Here is a 17091-nt window from a genome sequence, read left to right as displayed (position 1 = left end):
TAATCAAATATATAAAATTAATAGACTGTAAATCAAGTAATTGATTCAAGTTATTTTAAAAGATTAAAGATTCCATGCTGGTCAGTTTACATTTGATTTCCCGGTTTATATTTTAACTTAGTTTATCCGGTTCAATGGGAAATAATTCTTTTAAATACCTATATTTAAAACACTGTAAAGTGTAGATTTGGCTGATTTTTTTCAATATTAATGGTTAACAAACTCTCGTTTTGTAATTATTTTATCGTTTTCATTGTCTGTGTGCCTGATTTGGCTATGTCACAGCCAACCCAGTCAGATGGAAAACGGACTAATACCATTCAGACAGCAGCTCCATTTTTACTAATCACACCCGATGCTCGTTCAGGTGCTATGGGTGATGCCGGAGTAGCAATTTCACCTGATGCTAATTCCATGCACTGGAACCCGGCTAAGCTGGCCTTTCTTGATAAACCCACTGGCATTTCAGCCTCATATACTCCCTGGCTTAGAAATCTGGTTCCTGATGTCGATTTGGGTTATATATCCATTTACCATCGTTTGGATGAGAGAAATACAATAGCTGGGGCATTAAGGTATTTTTCATACGGGTCAATACAACTTACAGATAATAGTCAGAATGACATTGGAGTATACAGCCCGAATGAATTTTCTGTTGAAGGTTCTTTCTCCAGAAGATTTGGTGAGGGATTTTCTCTGGGAACCGCTTTAAGATACATTCGGTCAAGTTTAAGTAACGGCCAGTTCAACGGACAGGATATACAGCCTGCAACCGCACTTGCGGCAGATGCTTCGGCTTATTATAAAACTGGTACAGTTTTGTTGGGCACAGATGCAGAGTTAGCTTTTGGTTTGAACCTGTCTAATATCGGATCAAAAATGAGTTACACTGATGGGGGGACAAAATCCTTTCTACCTGCTAATATGAAGCTAGGTGCCGCTACTACTTTTCTTCTTGATGATTTGAATCAGTTTACAGTTGCACTGGATATGAACAAGCTACTTGTTCCAACCAATCCCATCAGGGATATCAATGGAAATATTATTGATGGGAAAGACCCTGACCGTTCTGTTCCTGCTGCAATTTTCGGTTCTTTCAGTGATGCTCCGGGTGGTTTTTCTGAAGAATTTAGTGAGATCAGTTATTCGCTTGGTACAGAATACTGGTATAATAAACAATTTGCACTTCGATCAGGGTATTTTTATGAAGCACCAACTAAAGGTGACAGAAGATACCTGACACTCGGTGTCGGCTTAAAATACAATGTCTTTAATCTTGATTTCGCATATTTGCTGGCAAATCAACAAACCAGTCCTTTAGCACAGACATTGCGCTTTTCACTGGTGTTTAATTTCGAAAAATAATATAAATGAAAATCAGGGTTGGATTTGGGTTCGATGTACACCAATTAGTTGAAAATCATCCATTTGTTTTAGGAGGTGTTAAATTAGATCATCATTCAGGGGCTTTCGGGCATTCTGATGCGGATGTTTTGGTTCACGCCATTTGTGACGCGCTGCTGGGTGCGGCAAACTTGCGTGATATTGGATATCATTTTTCGAATACAGATGATCGCTGGAGAGGTATCAGCAGCCTGATTCTTTTGAAAGAATGTGTCGAATTACTTAATCAAAAAGGCTGGACTGTTGGAAATATTGATGCCATGTTATGTTTGGAAGCTCCTAAAATAAATCCACACATCCCAGAAATGAAGCTTAAAATAGCTGAGGCTGCCGGGATTAGCGAGGATGATATATCAATCAAAGCAACCACAAATGAAACAATGGGTTTTATTGGCAGAAAAGAAGGTTTGGTTGCTTATGCGGTCTGCTTGATTGAGAAAGTCTCTTAGCAAATGAAAGGCGATTTGTCAATGAGACGATTTGTCGATGGGACACGACAAAATTTCAGCAGGCTTTTTCTAACCAACTAACCAACTAATCACTAACCAACTAAGAGTTATTAGTCCATATGTTACCATAAAAATCGGAATCAGTTTTTCCCTGAATCAGGAATTTTAAGTTCAGTGAAGTCTGCCGCACATTTGCCACAATTGCTTGCGCAGCCCTTTTTGCTGTTCATACTTTTATAGACCATACGGCTCATATAAATAATGGCCAGGATGAAGAGCAGAATAACCAAAATCAGCTGATAATCCATACATCAAAGTTACAGAATATCTGACAATTTCCGGTCAGGCGAGGGTAAATTATGTAGTGTTGCAAAATAAGTTTATCCACAATTTATTTGAAGATTGATAGTGAAATCTGCCCCAATACGCCGCCAATCGCTACAGAAAAGCTTTGCTTTTTGCAAAGCAGCCTAATTACGAAGCCTTTATCTTACTGAATTGGTACATATTGCAAAAATCTCCTTATTAAATCCTACCTTTGCAAAAAAATTCAAGAATAATTTTTTAATGCAAAAAATAAGGAATATAGCGATCATCGCTCACGTTGACCACGGTAAAACTACATTGGTTGATAAAATTTTACACCAAACCAATTTGTTCCGTGATAATCAGGACACCGGGGATCTGATACTGGATAGCAATGATCTTGAACGTGAACGTGGTATTACCATTGTTTCGAAGAATGTTTCTGTAAACTATAAGGGTGTCAAAATTAATATTATTGATACTCCGGGACACGCCGATTTTGGTGGTGAGGTTGAACGGGTATTGAAAATGGCTGATGGGGTTATCCTTCTGGTCGATGCTTTTGAAGGCGCTATGCCTCAAACCCGTTTCGTGACTCAAAAGGCCCTTTCATTGGGATTAAAACCAGTTGTTATTGTTAATAAGGTCGACAAAGAAAACTGTCGCCCGGAAGAGGTTTATGAATCAATCTTCGAATTGTTCTTCAATCTTGAAGCTACTGAAGATCAACTGGATTTTCCGGTTCTTTATGGTTCTTCAAAGCAGGGGTGGATGAGTGAAGACTGGAAAGTACAGACTGAAGATATTACTCCATTGCTGGATACAATTCTGGAGCATATTCCACCTGCACCAAGTTTTGAAGGTACCCTTCAGATGCAGATTACTTCTCTTGATTATTCATCCTTCGTAGGCCGTATTGCCATCGGACGTGTAGCAAGAGGTGTGATCAAAGAAAATCAGCCAGTTTCTTTAGTGAAACGCGACGGGAAGATACAAAAATCCAGAATTAAAGAACTTTATACATTTGAAGGATTAGGAAAAATCAGAGTTCAGGAAGTTTCTTCAGGTGATATTTGTGCAGTTGTAGGAATCGAAGGTTTTGATATTGGTGATACTATTGCCGATTTCGAAAAACCTGAACAATTGGAAGTAATTAAGATCGACGAACCAACCATGAATATGTTGTTTACCATCAACAATTCACCAATGTTTGGTAAGGAAGGGAAATTTGTAACCTCACAGCGTTTACGTGAGCGTCTTTACAAGGAGATGGAAAAAAATCTGGCTTTGAAAGTTCTCGAAACCGACTCGCCGGATTCTTACCTGGTTTATGGCCGCGGAATTCTCCACTTATCGGTATTGATTGAAACAATGCGTCGTGAAGGATATGAACTACAGGTTGGACAACCTCAGGTTATCATCAAAGAAATAGACGGACAGAAGTGTGAGCCAATTGAAACACTGATTGTTGATGTACCAGCAGAGGTTTCAGGAAAAGTGATTGAACTGGTAACTCAACGTAAAGGTGAATTACTGATTATGGAACCTAAGGGAGACCTTCAGCATCTTGAGTTTGAAATTCCGGCACGTGGTATCATCGGACTTCGTAATAACGTATTAACAGCTACTGCAGGTGAAGCCATTATGGCACACCGTTTTAAGGCTTATGAGCCATGGAAAGGTAATATTCCGGGTCGTTTGAATGGAGTATTGGTATCCATGGAAAAAGGTTCAACCACCGCTTATTCAATTGATAAATTACAGGATCGTGGCCGTTTCTTCATTGAACCAGGTGTTGAAGTGTATGAAGGACAGATCATGGGTGAGCATATCCGTGATAATGACCTGGTTGTAAACGTTGTTAAGGGCAAGGCTCTAACCAATATGCGCGCATCAGGTACAGATGATAATGCACGTATCGCTACCGCCGTTAAGTTTTCACTGGAAGAAGCTATGGAATATATTCAGGCCGATGAGTACATTGAAATAACTCCTAAAAGTATGCGTTTACGCAAGATCTATCTGACTGAGAATGAGCGTAAGATCAATGCAAAGAAGTTTGTGAATCAATAATCAAACGAAATAATTTAAAATATCACATGAAAAGCCCCGGATTTAATCCGGGGCTTTTCTATTATATTTGTTTTGATGAAGTTTCCAGTCGTACCGGGGTTTGACCAGCAAGCTTTTAGTAAATACCTGAAAAACACCGGATGGTTGTTCCTTGCCAGGGTGGGAAGTTTGGGTATTAAAATTCTTGCGGGTATTGCCGTTGCCAATTATCTTGGTAAGACCGCCAATGGAATGCTAAATTACCCCCTCGTTTTTGTCACCTTCTTTTTGGCAGCAGCAGCATTGGGCCTAGATGGATTTGTAACTCGCGAACTTCTTTCAGAACCCACAAAAAAGAATAAGCTGCTGGGTACGGCCTTTCGTATGCGGCTTTTGGCCGGAATCGCTATCATTCCGCTTGCCTGGCTGAGTTATACCCTTTTTAAGGGTACAAATGGTGATATACCGATAAGTTATATTCTGATCGCTTCCTGTATCGGTATCACCCAATCATTATCTATAATTGATAGTTATTTTCAATCCCGGGTTCAGGGAAAATATGTCATGTTGGTTCAGGTGACAGGAAATCTGTTATCGGCTGGAATTAAGCTTATTCTGATTTTTATTTCGGCTCCTTTATCCTGGTTTATCTGGACTTTGCTCATTGATGCTGCCATTTTAGGATTTGGCTATCTGATAGCTTACAGAGTAAAGGGAAACCATATTTCAGAGTGGAAGTATGAGGGCAGCCTCGCCAGATATCTGCTAAAGCATTCCTGGCCACTTGCATTTTCTGCAATTCTGGTCACTGTTTACATGAAGATAGGACAACTCATGGTAGAAAGTTTTTTGGGTGTGGGGGCCCTTGGAATCTATTCTACGGTAGTAAACTGGAGTGAAAGCTGGTATTTTATTCCTGTAGCAATAGTCACTTCAGTATTTCCGGCCATTATGAATGCCCGCAGGGATGATCCATCCCGTTATCAGAAAAGACTGACCGATATGTATGATCTGATGGTTTTGATCAGTTTGAGTATTGCGATAATGATGAGTTTTGCCTCTACCTACATTTACCGGTACCTTTATGCTGCAGAGTTTGCCGAGGGTGCAAAAATATTATCCATTCATATCTGGGCAGGCATTTTTGTTTTTCTGGGCAGTGCAAGTGGTCAGTATCTGGTAGCTGAAGGTTATACCCGGTATTCATTGTATCGTACTGGAGCAGGTGCAGTGGTTAATGTTGTTCTGGGATTTTTCTGGATACCCTTATACGGTCTTCAGGGTGCTGCCTTTGCTACACTTATCGCATATTTTTCTGCAACTTTTTTTATCCTTGTCTTTCCTCAAACAAGAAAACAGGGAATAAATATGCTTAAATCCTTATTTTTAATCTCACTCATTCAAAAAATCGCAAAACGTTGAAAAGAACGGAACCCTATACCAGTTTGATCAATCCGGCAAGAATAAAGACCTTATTATCTTTCGGAATAAAAGGATATTTATCAGAAATAGGCTGGTTCAAATCATTTGAAACAAAATCTCCTATCGGCCGGAATTCAGAGCCCATTCCATGGGTCACCTATTCATTTATCGATTTTATTGCTGATCGTATTCAAAAGGAACATCTAGTTTTTGAATTCGGTTCAGGTAATTCAACATTCTACTATGCAAAACGGGCACAAAAGGTTGTTTCTGTTGAACATGATAAGGCATGGTTTGATAAAATATCAGCCTCGAAACCTTTAAACTCAGAGATGATCTTCTGCGAACTGCAGAAGGATGGTGAGTACAGCAAAATGCCCGAAAGCATAGGTATAAAGTTTGACATTATCATAATAGATGGTCGCGACAGGGTAAATTGCTCTTACAATTCCCTGGGTGCACTAAGTGAAAAAGGAGTGATAGTTCTTGATGATTCTGAGCGACATCAATATTCTGCTGCTGTCAACTTTTTAAAAAATGAGGGATTCCGGGAATTATCATTCAGCGGCATCTCTCCCGGCCTTTTTTATCGTAAGTCTACTTCAGTGTTTTACAAGGATAATAATTGCTTGGGTATCTAAGATGAATAATGAGATTTTAAGTGCTGAGGTTAAAAGTGCCTACGATGATTTTTATCTGGGCCGTGATGTACAATGGAGGATGCTTGGCGCTAAGTATAAGGCCAGGAACATCATGGATGTTTGCATGGGCCATGAATTCAAAAAGATTCTGGAAGTAGGGGCAGGCGATGGAAGTATATTACAGCACCTTGATGTTATGAATGCCTTTCCTGAAATGCACGCTTTAGAAATCTCAGAAAGCGGCGTAGATCAGATCAATTCCAGAAAACTGAAAAATTTAAAGTCGGTTAATGTGTTCGATGGATATCATATTCCTTTTGCCGATAATGAATTTGATCTTGTTATTTTGGCCCATGTTCTTGAACATGTTGAGTTTGAACGGATGCTCTTGCGTGAGATCAAGCGGGTATCAAAGTATGTGATAATTGAAGTACCCTGTGATTACCGGTATGGCGTTGATAAAAGGATGAAACATTTTTTGAATTACGGGCATATTAATATGTACACGCCTACTTCAGTCCGGTTCCTGGTTCAATCGGAAGGTTTTGAAGTACTTGCGGATAAGGTTTCAATGATTCAGCCCGAAGTGACAAAGTTCAATATTTTTATTAACCAGGGGAAAGCCAAAAATCTGTTAAGCTCCCTTCGGATTGAAGCTGAATACTTTCTTAAGAAATTAATAATCTACTTAAGCGGCCAAAAAAGGAAGGAATCTTTTGCCAATGCCTATACCCTATTTTTAAGGAAGAATGGTGATCTGGATATCTTCAATCATTAATTCTTCAAAATGCATTTTATGAAGACAATCTTATTTTCAATTCCTTTTCTGCTGATTATTTTCCTGCAGCTATTTAGCGGTAGAACTCAGCAAAAATCATCGAACAGGAATGATTATGCTGACTCAGTTTCGATCAGAAAAGCCTTTTCTGAATCGCCAGTACTTTCTGCGAGAGAGTCTATCCGGAAAATGCAAATTGAGAAGGGTTTTGGGGTTCATGTTGTCGCCACTGAACCGCTATTAAATACACCTGTTGCCCTTAGCTTTGATGATAAAGGCAGGATTTGGGTAGTGGAAATGGAAAATTATATGCCTGATTCCCTGGGTACAGGAGAAGATTTGCCGGTAGGGAAGATCGTCATTCTGACGGACAGGAATGGGAATGGAATAATGGATAACAGAAAGATCTTTCTCGATTCCCTAGTACTACCCCGTGCTATTTGCTTCGTTGAAAATGGAATTCTGGTTGCTGAATCTCCAAACCTTTGGTTTTACGAAATTAAAAATGATAAACCTGTCAATAAAACGCTTGTGGATGCAACTTACGCCGAAGGGGGAAATGTGGAGCATCAGCCTAATGGCTTGTTCAGGGCTCTGGATAACTGGATCTACAACGCAAAATCAACAAAACGATATAGAAAACAAGGCAATAAATGGCTGATTGAAAAAACGCATTTCAGAGGGCAGTGGGGGATTTCCCAGGATGATCAGGGTCGTTTGTTTTATAACAATAATTCCGAGAATCTTCAGGGAGATTATTTCAGTCCTGGTTTTGGCGCCACAAATTCGAATCAGTCGAGGCTTGCCGGTTTTTCAGAAAGCATTATCAAAAACAATAAAGTATATCCCATCAGGCCTAATACCGGGGTGAACCGGGCTTATATGAAGGGGATAATTGATGAAAATTTGAAGCTGGTTAATTTTACTGCTGCCTGCGGACCGGTAATTTTTAGCAGCAACTTATTCGGCGCCGATTATTATGGAAACGCATTTGTTGCCGAGCCATCTGCCAATCTTATTAAGCGAAATATACTGAGCAATGAAGGCAATCTGGTCACAGGTAAACAGGCATATGTCGGTCGCGAATTTCTGGCGAGTACCGATGAACGGTTCCGGCCGGTAAATCTGTACACCGGCCCGGATGGGGCGCTGTATATTGTTGATATGTACCGGGGGATCATACAGCATAAAACCTATTTAACACCCTATCTCAAAAGTGAGATCAAAGCCAGAAATCTTACTCAACCACTTAATTATGGTCGTATTTACAAAGTCCTACCAAAGGGAAAGAAGGTCCGGGGAGTCAAAATTCCACAGGATCCTGAAAAGCTGATCGCCTTATTGTCCGATTCAAACGGATGGATTCGTAACAAAGCCCAGCAAATGCTGGTCGATGGGAAGGATATAAGTCTGGGGTTTCCTTTAAGGCAGGTATTAAATTCCGGTTCAAAGAATTTAGGCAGGGTTCATGCCCTTTGGACTTTGGAAGGCCTGGGAGCTCTGGAAAAGGATGATGTATTGCCCCTTTTGAAAAGTACAGAATGGGCACTTCGTATGCAGGCACTAGCTGTATTACCCTCGGTTTTGACCAGAGAGAATTATAAAGAGTTTCTTCCTGTTTTAATGGCAATGCTTAATGAAAATGATACTCTTGCGGCTCCATATCTGGCTTTTTTGAACCCTCACGTACATGCTTTTGATCCGGCAGCAGCCGGTAAACTTTTACTGGAAATCTCTAAAAAGTATGCTGGCAATAGTTTTATTTCTGATGCAATAATCAGTAATTTGCAAAACAGGGAAGCAGGTTTTTATAAAGAATTTACAAGTATTAATCCGGATACGAGTCTGGTACTCATCAAACGTCTTAAAAAAATAGTCGATGATATGGCAAAAAGGAAGGTCAATACTACGGATCCTGCGAAGGAATTTCCAAAGGGTCTTGCCTTGTACAGGAGCATTTGTCAGGCCTGTCATGGAGCTGATGGGAATGGGGTTAATGGATTGGCGCCTCCACTAAATAACTCAGATTGGGTTACGGGGGATAAGAAAAGGCTGGCAGCAGTCGTTCTTTATGGACTTACTGGACCAATAACAGTTAGTAAAAAATTATACAAGGCACCGGATGTCAGTGGCGAAATGCCCGGGATTGCTTCGAATACCAATTTTTCGGATGAAGATATTGCGCAGGTTTTAAGTTATATCCGTGGTTCCTGGACTAATTCAACTGATAAAGTTTCAAAAGAAGAGGTTGCAGCTACACGCTTGAAACATAAAGGAAGGCAACACGGATTTACGGAGAAGGAATTTTTTTAATTGACAGTTGACAGTTGACAGTTGACAGTTGAAAAATGGAGATGTAAATTATATAATTTACTCGAATTTTCCGTACTAAATACTATGTACTCAATACTCAATACTAAATAATGCAGAACTTTGCCCCAATAGCTTTATTCGTTTATAACCGTCCGGAGCATACCAGGCGGACAATAAAGTTTTTACAGCAAAATTTGCTGGCGGATGAATCCCGGCTTTTTATCTTTTCAGATGCTGCTAAAGATCCCTCACAACAAGTGTTAGTGGATGAAGTGAGGGATATTATCAAACAGGTTGATGGCTTTAAATCGGTTGAGCTGATTGAACGGAAAACTAATTTCGGTCTGGCTGAGTCTATTATTGACGGGGTGAGCATGTTGGCTTCTGAATATGGTAAAGTGATTGTATTTGAAGATGATCTGATCAGTTCGGCATATACCCTGCAATATTTTAATGATGCCCTGGTTCGGTATCAGAACGAAGAAAAGGTGATGCACATTGGTGCTTATATGTATCCGCTGAATGCTGAAAACTTACCACAAACCTTTTTTTACCGCGCCGCAACCAGCTGGGGTTGGGCAACCTGGGAAAGAGCCTGGAAAGATTTTGAACCTGATATTAATAAGATAATTGCCCGGTTCGACAGGAGGAAGAGACTTGAATTCTCCATTGAGGGTACTATGAATTTCTGGAAACAGATTATTGAATTTAAACGGGGCAGAAATAATTCATGGGCGATACGCTGGTACGCTTCAATATTTCTTAAGGGAGGACTAACACTGAATCCTTCAAAATCCCTGATTAATAATATTGGGCATGACGGCTCTGGAATTCATTCGGGTTTAAATGATATTTATCATGTGATTATTAATCCAGTTCCGGTAACAACTTTTCCAGAAAAAATTGAGGAGAATAAGGAAGCTTATCTGGCAATTAAGGATTTCCTGAAAACCCGGAAGGGAAGCTTATGGCAAAGGATATTGCGGTTTACGAAACAGAAAATAAAAGGGATCTGACTGTTTTTCGGCATTATGGCGCTGAAGCACCGGTATTTGTTCCGTTCTGGTCGCTTAGGTTTTGGGCTAAAGCCCAGTCTGAAAACCGGATACTAACCCGGAGCTAAAGCACCGGGCTATTGAGCGATATGGCTAGCCCAATCCCCGGTATTTTTTATTCAAACATTTCACCCGTAATCAAGTGTCTTCTCGCTCAATAATTGACGGATAAAGTTTCAATAATTTCATCCTTTCATCGTAACAAGTAAACTGCCATTATTTTGGCCACCTTAGCATTTCGATATGTTCCTTATATTAATGGCATGACCAGTACGGTCGCTCAATAGGCTCCAGCTTTAGCTGGGGTCAATGAGATTGTTCGTTTTCGGGCTTCAGCCCAATATTCTGCAACATGTGAGGAAAATTACATTGGGCTTTAGCCCGATAGATATAACATTAATCTACTCTGATTTGATTGAATCCTAGTTTTTCAATAAAAGCCTTATATTCTTCTTCATATGATTTTTTCTTATGATGCATTTCCTGATTTTTAATGTATTCTCTTACCATTGCTAAATTGGATTCAGAAACAGAAATTGCCAGGTATTCATCCTGCCATTCAAATTTTGCTGCAAACGAATTGTTAAATCCCCCTCTCAGGTTTATCCATCTCGAAGATTCCCCTTTGATAAGTTGCAGAACATCCTTTATACATTGATCGCTTTTCAGAGAAATGAGACAATGGCAATGGTCATCATATCCGTTTATGGTATCTATATAGATATTCTTCTTTTTCGAATTGTGACGAATGTGATCCCAAAGTTCATTCCGGAATTCCGATGATTTTAAAAATGGAATTCGATTTTTTGTGCTCCATACACAATGGATAATTATTTTTATAAATGACATTGCAGGTATTTAGACTACAATATTCGAAAGTTTTGGAATAATAAAAATTCGGGTTAAGGAATGGTAGATTGAGGTTATTTAACGGCATTTCGGCGCTGAAGCACCGCTATTTGTTCCGTTCATGTCTCTTAGGTTTTGGGCTAAAGCCCGATCTGAAAACCGGATTTTCGCCCGGAGCTAAAGCACCGGGCTATTTAAAATTATCCCATTTATTTCTTTGCCTCCAGAACGATGTAAGGTGATAAGAATTTTGATTCAAGAGGTATCAGGGTAGTAGCTACCTTTCCAATGAACCAAATGGTCTTGATAAATGCTTTGGTCATTCCTGATTTTTGATCTTTGTTTTCCAGCCAAACACTGTATCTGCCAAAGTATAAGGATTTTATGGATTTCAGGCCAAGTTCTTCCAGTATCGTTGCAAGATATTCGGTATCCATGCATTCGATATAGTGTTTATTGTAATTATCTCTGTCGAAAGTCTTTTGAACCCAGCCATTCACACCTCTGAAATTAGGAAGGGTAATGAATAAAGTACCCCCCGGCTTTAAAAATTCAAGATGCCGTTCAATAATATCTTTGGTATCCTTAAAATGCTCAATCAAACCGCAGGATAGAACCAGATCATATTTTTGTTCAGGCTGATATTGAAATACATCATTCTCAATAACCGGAATATCACTTTCATCCAGACCATTTTTGTTTAGTACCTTTCTTAAAATATCGGGATGAATAAAATAATCGAAAAGAGTGGTTTTTACCCCCAGGTATTTGTGCAGGAAGATGGAATAATATCCCGGAAATCCGCCCAGTTCAATAGCCGTCTGAACATTATTTGTTTTAACTATTTCTTCCAGTTGCTGGTGAAATAGGTAATCCTTGTTGATCTGAATAGCCAGATCGGGTTTAGATTCCCAATAGTATGTCCAAAACTGCCTGTCGGTTAATTGATTTCCCATGCATTAGCAAAGAAAACAAAATTTTAGATATGCTTGTGAAAATAGCAAGCAAAGCAAATTGTTTTCTGAAAATCTTTCTGTTAGTGATATGAATTGTATTTTTGGGATAGTGAGAATTATCCATTTGAATTCATATGCCGGTAATGGCGGAGCTGGACGTGCGTGTTCGCGACTGAATAAAGCCTTGAAAGCTGAAGGGATGGATTCTGAGCTGGCAGTTAATTTTCTGTTCAGGGATAATCCAGTTGTAGTCAATCTATCCAAAGGTTTTTTCAATAAATGGCTTACTGCATTTGGAATCCTCCTCGAACGGTATTATTCTAAGTTCTATACCAAACCACTGCCAATACCTTTTTCATTTCCGCTTTGGGGCAGGGATGTTTCAAAGTTTGACTTGCTTCGATCTGCGGATATTATACACCTGCATTGGATCAATCATGCTTTCTTACGGCCTGCTGATCTTGCAAAATTAACTACTTTGAATAAACCCATTGTATGGACTTTCCATGACAGCAATGCATTTACCGGGGGATGCCATGTGCGGTATGAATGTGATCATTTTCTGAAGGAATGTGGTAATTGTCCGATACTGAAAAATTCTTCCCCGGATGACAGCTCTCATAAAATCTGGCTTCAAAAGAAAAATGCGTATTCAGGTCTTAAATTTACCGTTGTCGCTCCCGGGAGATGGATGGCTGATTCGGTTCGGATGAGCAGTATGCTCAGATCAGCGAAAATTGTAAATATTCCAAATACCCTGGATACCGCGGTTTTTAGGCCAGGCGATAAAGCCATGTCCCGTGAAGTGCTTGGTTTAGCACCTGATAAATTTATTATGATGAGTGGTTTTATGCCATCCCGTATGGATATGCATAAGGGAACAAGTTACCTGGTTGACGCAATAGAATTGTTCGCCACGAATTATGGTTTTGATCCTGAGAAGATGGAACTGATCATTTTTGGCAACCGGGATGAGAAGAATGTTCCTGAGTTCCCAATCAAAACTACTTTTCTTGGGACTATTACCGATGATGAAAAGTTGGCTTTGTGTTATAGCGCAGCAGATGTTTTTCTGGCTCCTTCGCTTGAAGATAATCTCCCCAACACGGTAATGGAGAGCCTTGCCTGCGGTACTCCGGTAGTTGCGTTCAGGACAGGTGGAATTCCGGATATGGTTCAGCACCAGCAAAATGGTTACCTGGCTGAGTATCGTTCTTCTGCAGACCTTGCCCGTGGAATTGCCTGGGTTTATTCTGCCAACCGCCAGGTTTTGAAGGCAAATTCCCGAAGAACTATTGAAGAGCATTTTTCAGAGCATAAAATCGCGCGCAGGCATATTGAATTATATGAATCATTGCTAAAAAATCATGTTCCAGCCTAAATTAACTGTCGTTACGATTGTTTATAACAATGTCCGGGATATTGAACGAACGGTTCTGTCGGTGTTGAATCAAACCTACCCTAACATTGAATACCTGGTAATTGATGGCGCCTCTACTGATGGGACTCTGGAAATTTTGAAAAAATATGAGGGCAGATTGGCTAAACTGATTTCTGAAAAGGATAAGGGTATTTATGATGCGATGAACAAAGGACTATCACTAGCTTCTGGTGATTATATTTTGTTTATGAATTCAGGTGATGAATTATATGCCTCTGAAACTGTTGAAAATGTATTTGCCTCCGCTCCAGATGCTGATATCTATTATGGTGAGACAGAAATGTATGATGAAGACTGGAAAAGTCTCGGACAAAGAAGGCATAAAGCTCCTGAAACTTTTACCTGGAAAGATTTTAAATATGGGATGAGCATCAGTCACCAGGCAATTTATATTCGTAAGTCGCTGACCGAGCCTTATGATTCCCAATATAAACTGAGTGCAGATATTGATTGGATTATTAAGGCTGCTAAAAAGGCCGGAAAGATTGTTAATACGAGAATGTATGTAGCAAAGTATCTGGTTGGTGGAATGTCAAAAAAGAAGCACCGTCAGAGTTTGATTGAGCGTTTCCATATTTTTTCAAAGCATTACGGGCTTATTCCCAATGTATTTAATCATTTGGTTATTGCAGGCAAGTTGGCTTTTTACTACCTGAAGCATAGGAGGACGAATGATTGAGGGAGTAATAAGTTGTAAGTTTTACGTTTCGCTCCTGTGGTCGGTGTTTTTCACCGACCACAAGATGTGAGTTCCTTATGGTACGGTGATAACACCGACCATAGGGAAATTATTTCCGCTCATCGAAAATGACGGGATCATGCTTTTGCCGGCTCCGGGGTCCTTCTCCGGTTTTCTGTATAGATTGCATATGCCAAACCCAGAACAAGCAGGATTGAAGCGATAAGTGAAATAGTTTCCCCTGTATAATAAGACGTCGGTTCAAATTTGAATTCGAGTTTATGGTTTCCTCCGGGTAATTGGGCAGCTCTTAAAAGATAATCCGCTCTGAAATAAGGGATTTTCTCTCCGTCAACATAGGCATTCCAGCCTTTATCATACCATACTTCTGAAAATACGGCAAGAGCATCACGGCCAGAGGAATATTCATAGGTCATATGATCAGGATGGTAATTTGTAAGTCTGATGAAAGCGTTTCCGTCGTAGCCAACCTTTTTTATATCAATTAGCGGCTTGAACTCTTCATGTACAACCATTACCTTTTTTGGATCGAAGCTACTGATTGCGAGCATTTCTTCATCCGCACTTTTAACATATTCAACAGACTGTACAAACCAGGCATTTCCGGCAGCTGTAGCACGGTTTACCATGGTTTCTTTCTGGCCACTTTGATCAGAAGTGATCAGATACTTGGTGTTCAGCATATCCAGAACATCTTCATTAATGGCACCATTAAATTGTTTATCCAGAACCTCCTGATATCTTTTCAATTTTGCGGCATGATAACCGCCGATACTTTTATGAAAGTAAGATGGGATTGAATTCGAAAATGGATTTCCGGAAGCAAGATCAAGGACACGATAATATGAACCATCCCTTTGAATGAGTTGATCCACATCCCTTGTCTTGAACTGTTGCGCGAGAACACTCTTATCTACAAATTTTTCATTATTCAGATAGCGTCGGTCGATATTCCACATATCAACAAGTATTACAGCAGCCAAAATTATAAATGTGAGCTCTGGGTTCATTTTCTTTCTGATCAATGCCCAGATTAAGCCTGCTCCAACGAGAATAAAGAAGAGGGAACGTAATGCGTCCATCCTTGCCATACTTATTCTGTCATCTACCAGCGCTTTAGCGACAGAGTCGGCAAATGCCCGGTCACCACTGGCTACTTGAGTTAATTGTTCAATAAATGCATTATGGTTCTGTGTTTTGAAATCCAGTAATACAGTTGGAACAGCAATTAGGATTATTAAGAGTCCGCCGGTTATGTATAAACTATTTAAAAGGCTTTTGTTCAGTTTTTTTGGATCTTCTGTGTGGAAGGCAACTTCTTTTACTGCAAGAATTGCCAGTACCGGAATTAGAAAGGCGGTAATAACCAGGATAGATTCAACGGCCCTAAACTTATTGTAGAGCGGGAAATAATCAAAGAACAGATCAGAAAGGAATGGAAGGTGCCTTCCGAAAGAGAGCAGCAGACACAAAAGACTTGCACTCAGAATCCACCATTTTATTCTGGTTTTTACAATAAATAAACCGAGTACGAACAGGAAGCAGATAATCGCTCCAAAATACCATGGGCCGGAAGTGAATTGTTTATCTCCCCAGTATGTACTGAGTCCAATCTGCGATAATTGCTGCATGGCGGGTATAAGCTGCTCTGCAGGAACCCCTCTGGTAGCGAGGGTTTTTGCAACTTCTGAATTTTCATCCAGATTTCCTGCGCCGGATGCGCCTCCATAAGCATTCGGCACCAGAAATGTCAGACTTTCACCAAGTCCCTGACTCCATTGGTAAGCATATTCACGGTCAAGGCCATTATTTGGTTCAGACTTTTCAGTTTTTAAATTAGATTTTCCACGGATAGTTTCTGCGCCATATTCATAAGTTGTCCAGAGCATACCTGCATTGACTGCAATTGCAAGCAAAGCAGCAGCAGCGAGGTATCCAAAGGATTTCAGAAAATCCTGAGTGGTTTTTGTTTTAACCGCATGATAAAGTTCAATTCCAACATAAATAAGCAGGGCAATAAACAGATAATAGGTCATCTGAATATGGTTGGTTCTGATCTCAATTGCAAGGAATAAAGCTGTTAAGATAGCACCAAGAAGGTATTGCCTCCTGAAAGTCATTATAATTCCTGCCAGAATAGGTGGGAAAAATGCAATAGCCATTGCTTTATTGCTATGACCGGCATCGATGATCTGGAAATTATATGATGAAAATGCAAATGCGATAGCGCCGGCAGCTGCAAGCCATGGGTTCATTCTTAAAACGCAGAACAATAGGTAAGCACCTAAAAGATAAAGAAGTACGGTATCGATCGGGTTTGGGAATGTAGTTTTAAAGAATGAAATCACATAGCTCGTTACATTGTTTGGATACTGAACCCATATTTGAAACGCAGGCATACCGCCAAACATGGAATTTGTCCATAAAGGCCCTTTACCATCCTTTGCCTTAACATCCATGATTTCCTTTTGCATTCCCTGAGCCATGAGAACATCACTCTGATAGAGGGCTTTACCCTGCAATGCCGGACTGAAATACACAAAACATAAGGCGATAAATATTCCTATTATGGCCAGATGTACCCCATTGCGTTTAAACCAGTTATTCATTCTGCTTAAATTAGTTGAATGCCAAAAATAGAAAAAAGCTTAAACCTGCAAGGCTTGTTATCGAGCTTTATGAAAATAAATCTTAATTATTGGGTAATTCGGGCAAAATACGAGCG

14 protein-coding genes are annotated in these 17091 nt (G+C 39.9%); 10 read left to right on the top strand and 4 right to left on the bottom strand.

Features of this window, described 5'->3' with window-relative positions; all coding sequences use genetic code 11:
- Positions 1-210: 210 nt before the first annotated feature.
- The gene (gene porV / locus Q8S11_RS12690; RefSeq protein ID WP_305662483.1) at positions 211-1365 is read left to right on the top strand and encodes a type IX secretion system outer membrane channel protein PorV; all 1155 of its coding nucleotides are present in this window, start codon (positions 211-213) and stop codon (positions 1363-1365) included.
- A 5-nt stretch (positions 1366-1370) separates the two neighbouring features.
- Positions 1371-1853 (top strand): 2-C-methyl-D-erythritol 2,4-cyclodiphosphate synthase, encoded by a 483-nt coding sequence (ispF, locus tag Q8S11_RS12685; protein WP_305662482.1) that lies wholly within the window; start codon positions 1371-1373, stop codon positions 1851-1853.
- 140 nt (positions 1854-1993) lie between these two features.
- Here the strand turns inward: ispF and Q8S11_RS12680 are convergent, their stop codons facing one another.
- Positions 1994-2161: a FeoB-associated Cys-rich membrane protein gene (locus Q8S11_RS12680; RefSeq protein WP_305662481.1), complete on the bottom strand. Its 168-nt coding sequence runs from the start codon at positions 2159-2161 to the stop codon at positions 1994-1996.
- 259 nt (positions 2162-2420) lie between these two features.
- Between Q8S11_RS12680 and typA the strand changes: the two genes are divergently transcribed.
- From typA to Q8S11_RS12650, 6 genes are all read left to right on the top strand, one after another.
- A complete protein-coding gene (typA, locus tag Q8S11_RS12675; protein ID WP_305662480.1) occupies positions 2421-4232 on the top strand; it encodes a translational GTPase TypA in 1812 nt (603 codons plus the stop codon).
- Positions 4233-4307: 75 nt separating this feature from the next.
- The gene (locus Q8S11_RS12670) at positions 4308-5633 is read left to right on the top strand and encodes a flippase (protein ID WP_305662479.1); all 1326 of its coding nucleotides are present in this window, start codon (positions 4308-4310) and stop codon (positions 5631-5633) included.
- On the top strand, positions 5630-6274 hold the full coding sequence (locus Q8S11_RS12665) for an FkbM family methyltransferase (RefSeq protein ID WP_305662478.1): 645 nt from the start codon (positions 5630-5632) through the stop codon (positions 6272-6274). Before Q8S11_RS12670 ends, Q8S11_RS12665 begins: the two co-directional genes overlap by 4 nt.
- 1 nt (position 6275) lies before the next feature.
- Complete coding sequence (locus Q8S11_RS12660; RefSeq protein ID WP_305662477.1) at positions 6276-7052, top strand: class I SAM-dependent methyltransferase; 777 nt, start codon at positions 6276-6278, stop codon at positions 7050-7052.
- 18 nt (positions 7053-7070) lie between these two features.
- On the top strand, positions 7071-9365 hold the full coding sequence (locus Q8S11_RS12655) for a c-type cytochrome (RefSeq protein ID WP_305662476.1): 2295 nt from the start codon (positions 7071-7073) through the stop codon (positions 9363-9365).
- 110 nt (positions 9366-9475) lie between these two features.
- Positions 9476-10381, top strand: coding sequence for a glycosyltransferase (locus Q8S11_RS12650; RefSeq protein WP_305662475.1), 906 nt, complete (start codon positions 9476-9478; stop codon positions 10379-10381).
- Positions 10382-10816: 435 nt separating this feature from the next.
- On the opposite strand, the gene tnpA is transcribed toward Q8S11_RS12650, so the two are convergent.
- Together tnpA and Q8S11_RS12640 are read right to left on the bottom strand one after the other, a co-directional pair.
- Positions 10817-11269: an IS200/IS605 family transposase gene (gene tnpA / locus Q8S11_RS12645; RefSeq protein ID WP_305662474.1), complete on the bottom strand. Its 453-nt coding sequence runs from the start codon at positions 11267-11269 to the stop codon at positions 10817-10819.
- 209 nt (positions 11270-11478) lie between these two features.
- Positions 11479-12225, bottom strand: a complete 747-nt coding sequence (locus Q8S11_RS12640; protein WP_305662473.1) for a bifunctional 2-polyprenyl-6-hydroxyphenol methylase/3-demethylubiquinol 3-O-methyltransferase UbiG — start codon at positions 12223-12225, stop codon at positions 11479-11481.
- An 88-nt stretch (positions 12226-12313) separates the two neighbouring features.
- On the opposite strand from Q8S11_RS12640, the gene Q8S11_RS12635 reads away from it, so the two are divergent.
- A complete protein-coding gene (locus Q8S11_RS12635; protein WP_305662472.1) occupies positions 12314-13606 on the top strand; it encodes a glycosyltransferase family 4 protein in 1293 nt (430 codons plus the stop codon).
- Entirely contained in the window at positions 13593-14345 is a 753-nt protein-coding gene (locus Q8S11_RS12630; RefSeq protein WP_305662471.1) for a glycosyltransferase family 2 protein, read from the top strand. Before Q8S11_RS12635 ends, Q8S11_RS12630 begins: the two co-directional genes overlap by 14 nt.
- 137 nt (positions 14346-14482) lie before the next feature.
- On the opposite strand, the gene Q8S11_RS12625 is transcribed toward Q8S11_RS12630, so the two are convergent.
- Complete coding sequence (locus Q8S11_RS12625) at positions 14483-16975, bottom strand: YfhO family protein (RefSeq protein WP_305662470.1); 2493 nt, start codon at positions 16973-16975, stop codon at positions 14483-14485.
- Between the last annotated feature and the right edge of the window lie 116 nt (positions 16976-17091).

This window comes from Daejeonella sp. (genome assembly GCF_030695525.1).
Lineage (GTDB): Bacteria > Bacteroidota > Bacteroidia > Sphingobacteriales > Sphingobacteriaceae > Daejeonella.
Note: the sequence above shows the minus strand (reverse complement) of the source record. Positions and strands in the feature narration are given on the sequence as shown.

Bases quoted from the DNA above. Each gene is read 5' to 3' on its own strand.
- typA (WP_305662480.1), top strand. From the start codon at position 2,421: ATGCAAAAAATAAGGAATATAGCGATCATCGCTCACGTTGACCACGGT.
- Q8S11_RS12680 (WP_305662481.1), bottom strand. From the start codon at position 2,161: ATGGATTATCAGCTGATTTTGGTTATTCTGCTCTTCATCCTGGCCATT.
- Q8S11_RS12650 (WP_305662475.1), top strand. From the start codon at position 9,476: ATGCAGAACTTTGCCCCAATAGCTTTATTCGTTTATAACCGTCCGGAG.
- ispF (WP_305662482.1), top strand. From the start codon at position 1,371: ATGAAAATCAGGGTTGGATTTGGGTTCGATGTACACCAATTAGTTGAA.
- Q8S11_RS12630 (WP_305662471.1), top strand. From the start codon at position 13,593: ATGTTCCAGCCTAAATTAACTGTCGTTACGATTGTTTATAACAATGTC.
- Q8S11_RS12635 (WP_305662472.1), top strand. From the start codon at position 12,314: ATGAATTGTATTTTTGGGATAGTGAGAATTATCCATTTGAATTCATAT.
- porV (WP_305662483.1), top strand. From the start codon at position 211: ATGGTTAACAAACTCTCGTTTTGTAATTATTTTATCGTTTTCATTGTC.
- Q8S11_RS12625 (WP_305662470.1), bottom strand. From the start codon at position 16,975: ATGAATAACTGGTTTAAACGCAATGGGGTACATCTGGCCATAATAGGA.
- Q8S11_RS12670 (WP_305662479.1), top strand. From the start codon at position 4,308: ATGAAGTTTCCAGTCGTACCGGGGTTTGACCAGCAAGCTTTTAGTAAA.
- tnpA (WP_305662474.1), bottom strand. From the start codon at position 11,269: ATGTCATTTATAAAAATAATTATCCATTGTGTATGGAGCACAAAAAAT.
- Q8S11_RS12660 (WP_305662477.1), top strand. From the start codon at position 6,276: ATGAATAATGAGATTTTAAGTGCTGAGGTTAAAAGTGCCTACGATGAT.
- Q8S11_RS12655 (WP_305662476.1), top strand. From the start codon at position 7,071: ATGAAGACAATCTTATTTTCAATTCCTTTTCTGCTGATTATTTTCCTG.
- Q8S11_RS12640 (WP_305662473.1), bottom strand. From the start codon at position 12,225: ATGGGAAATCAATTAACCGACAGGCAGTTTTGGACATACTATTGGGAA.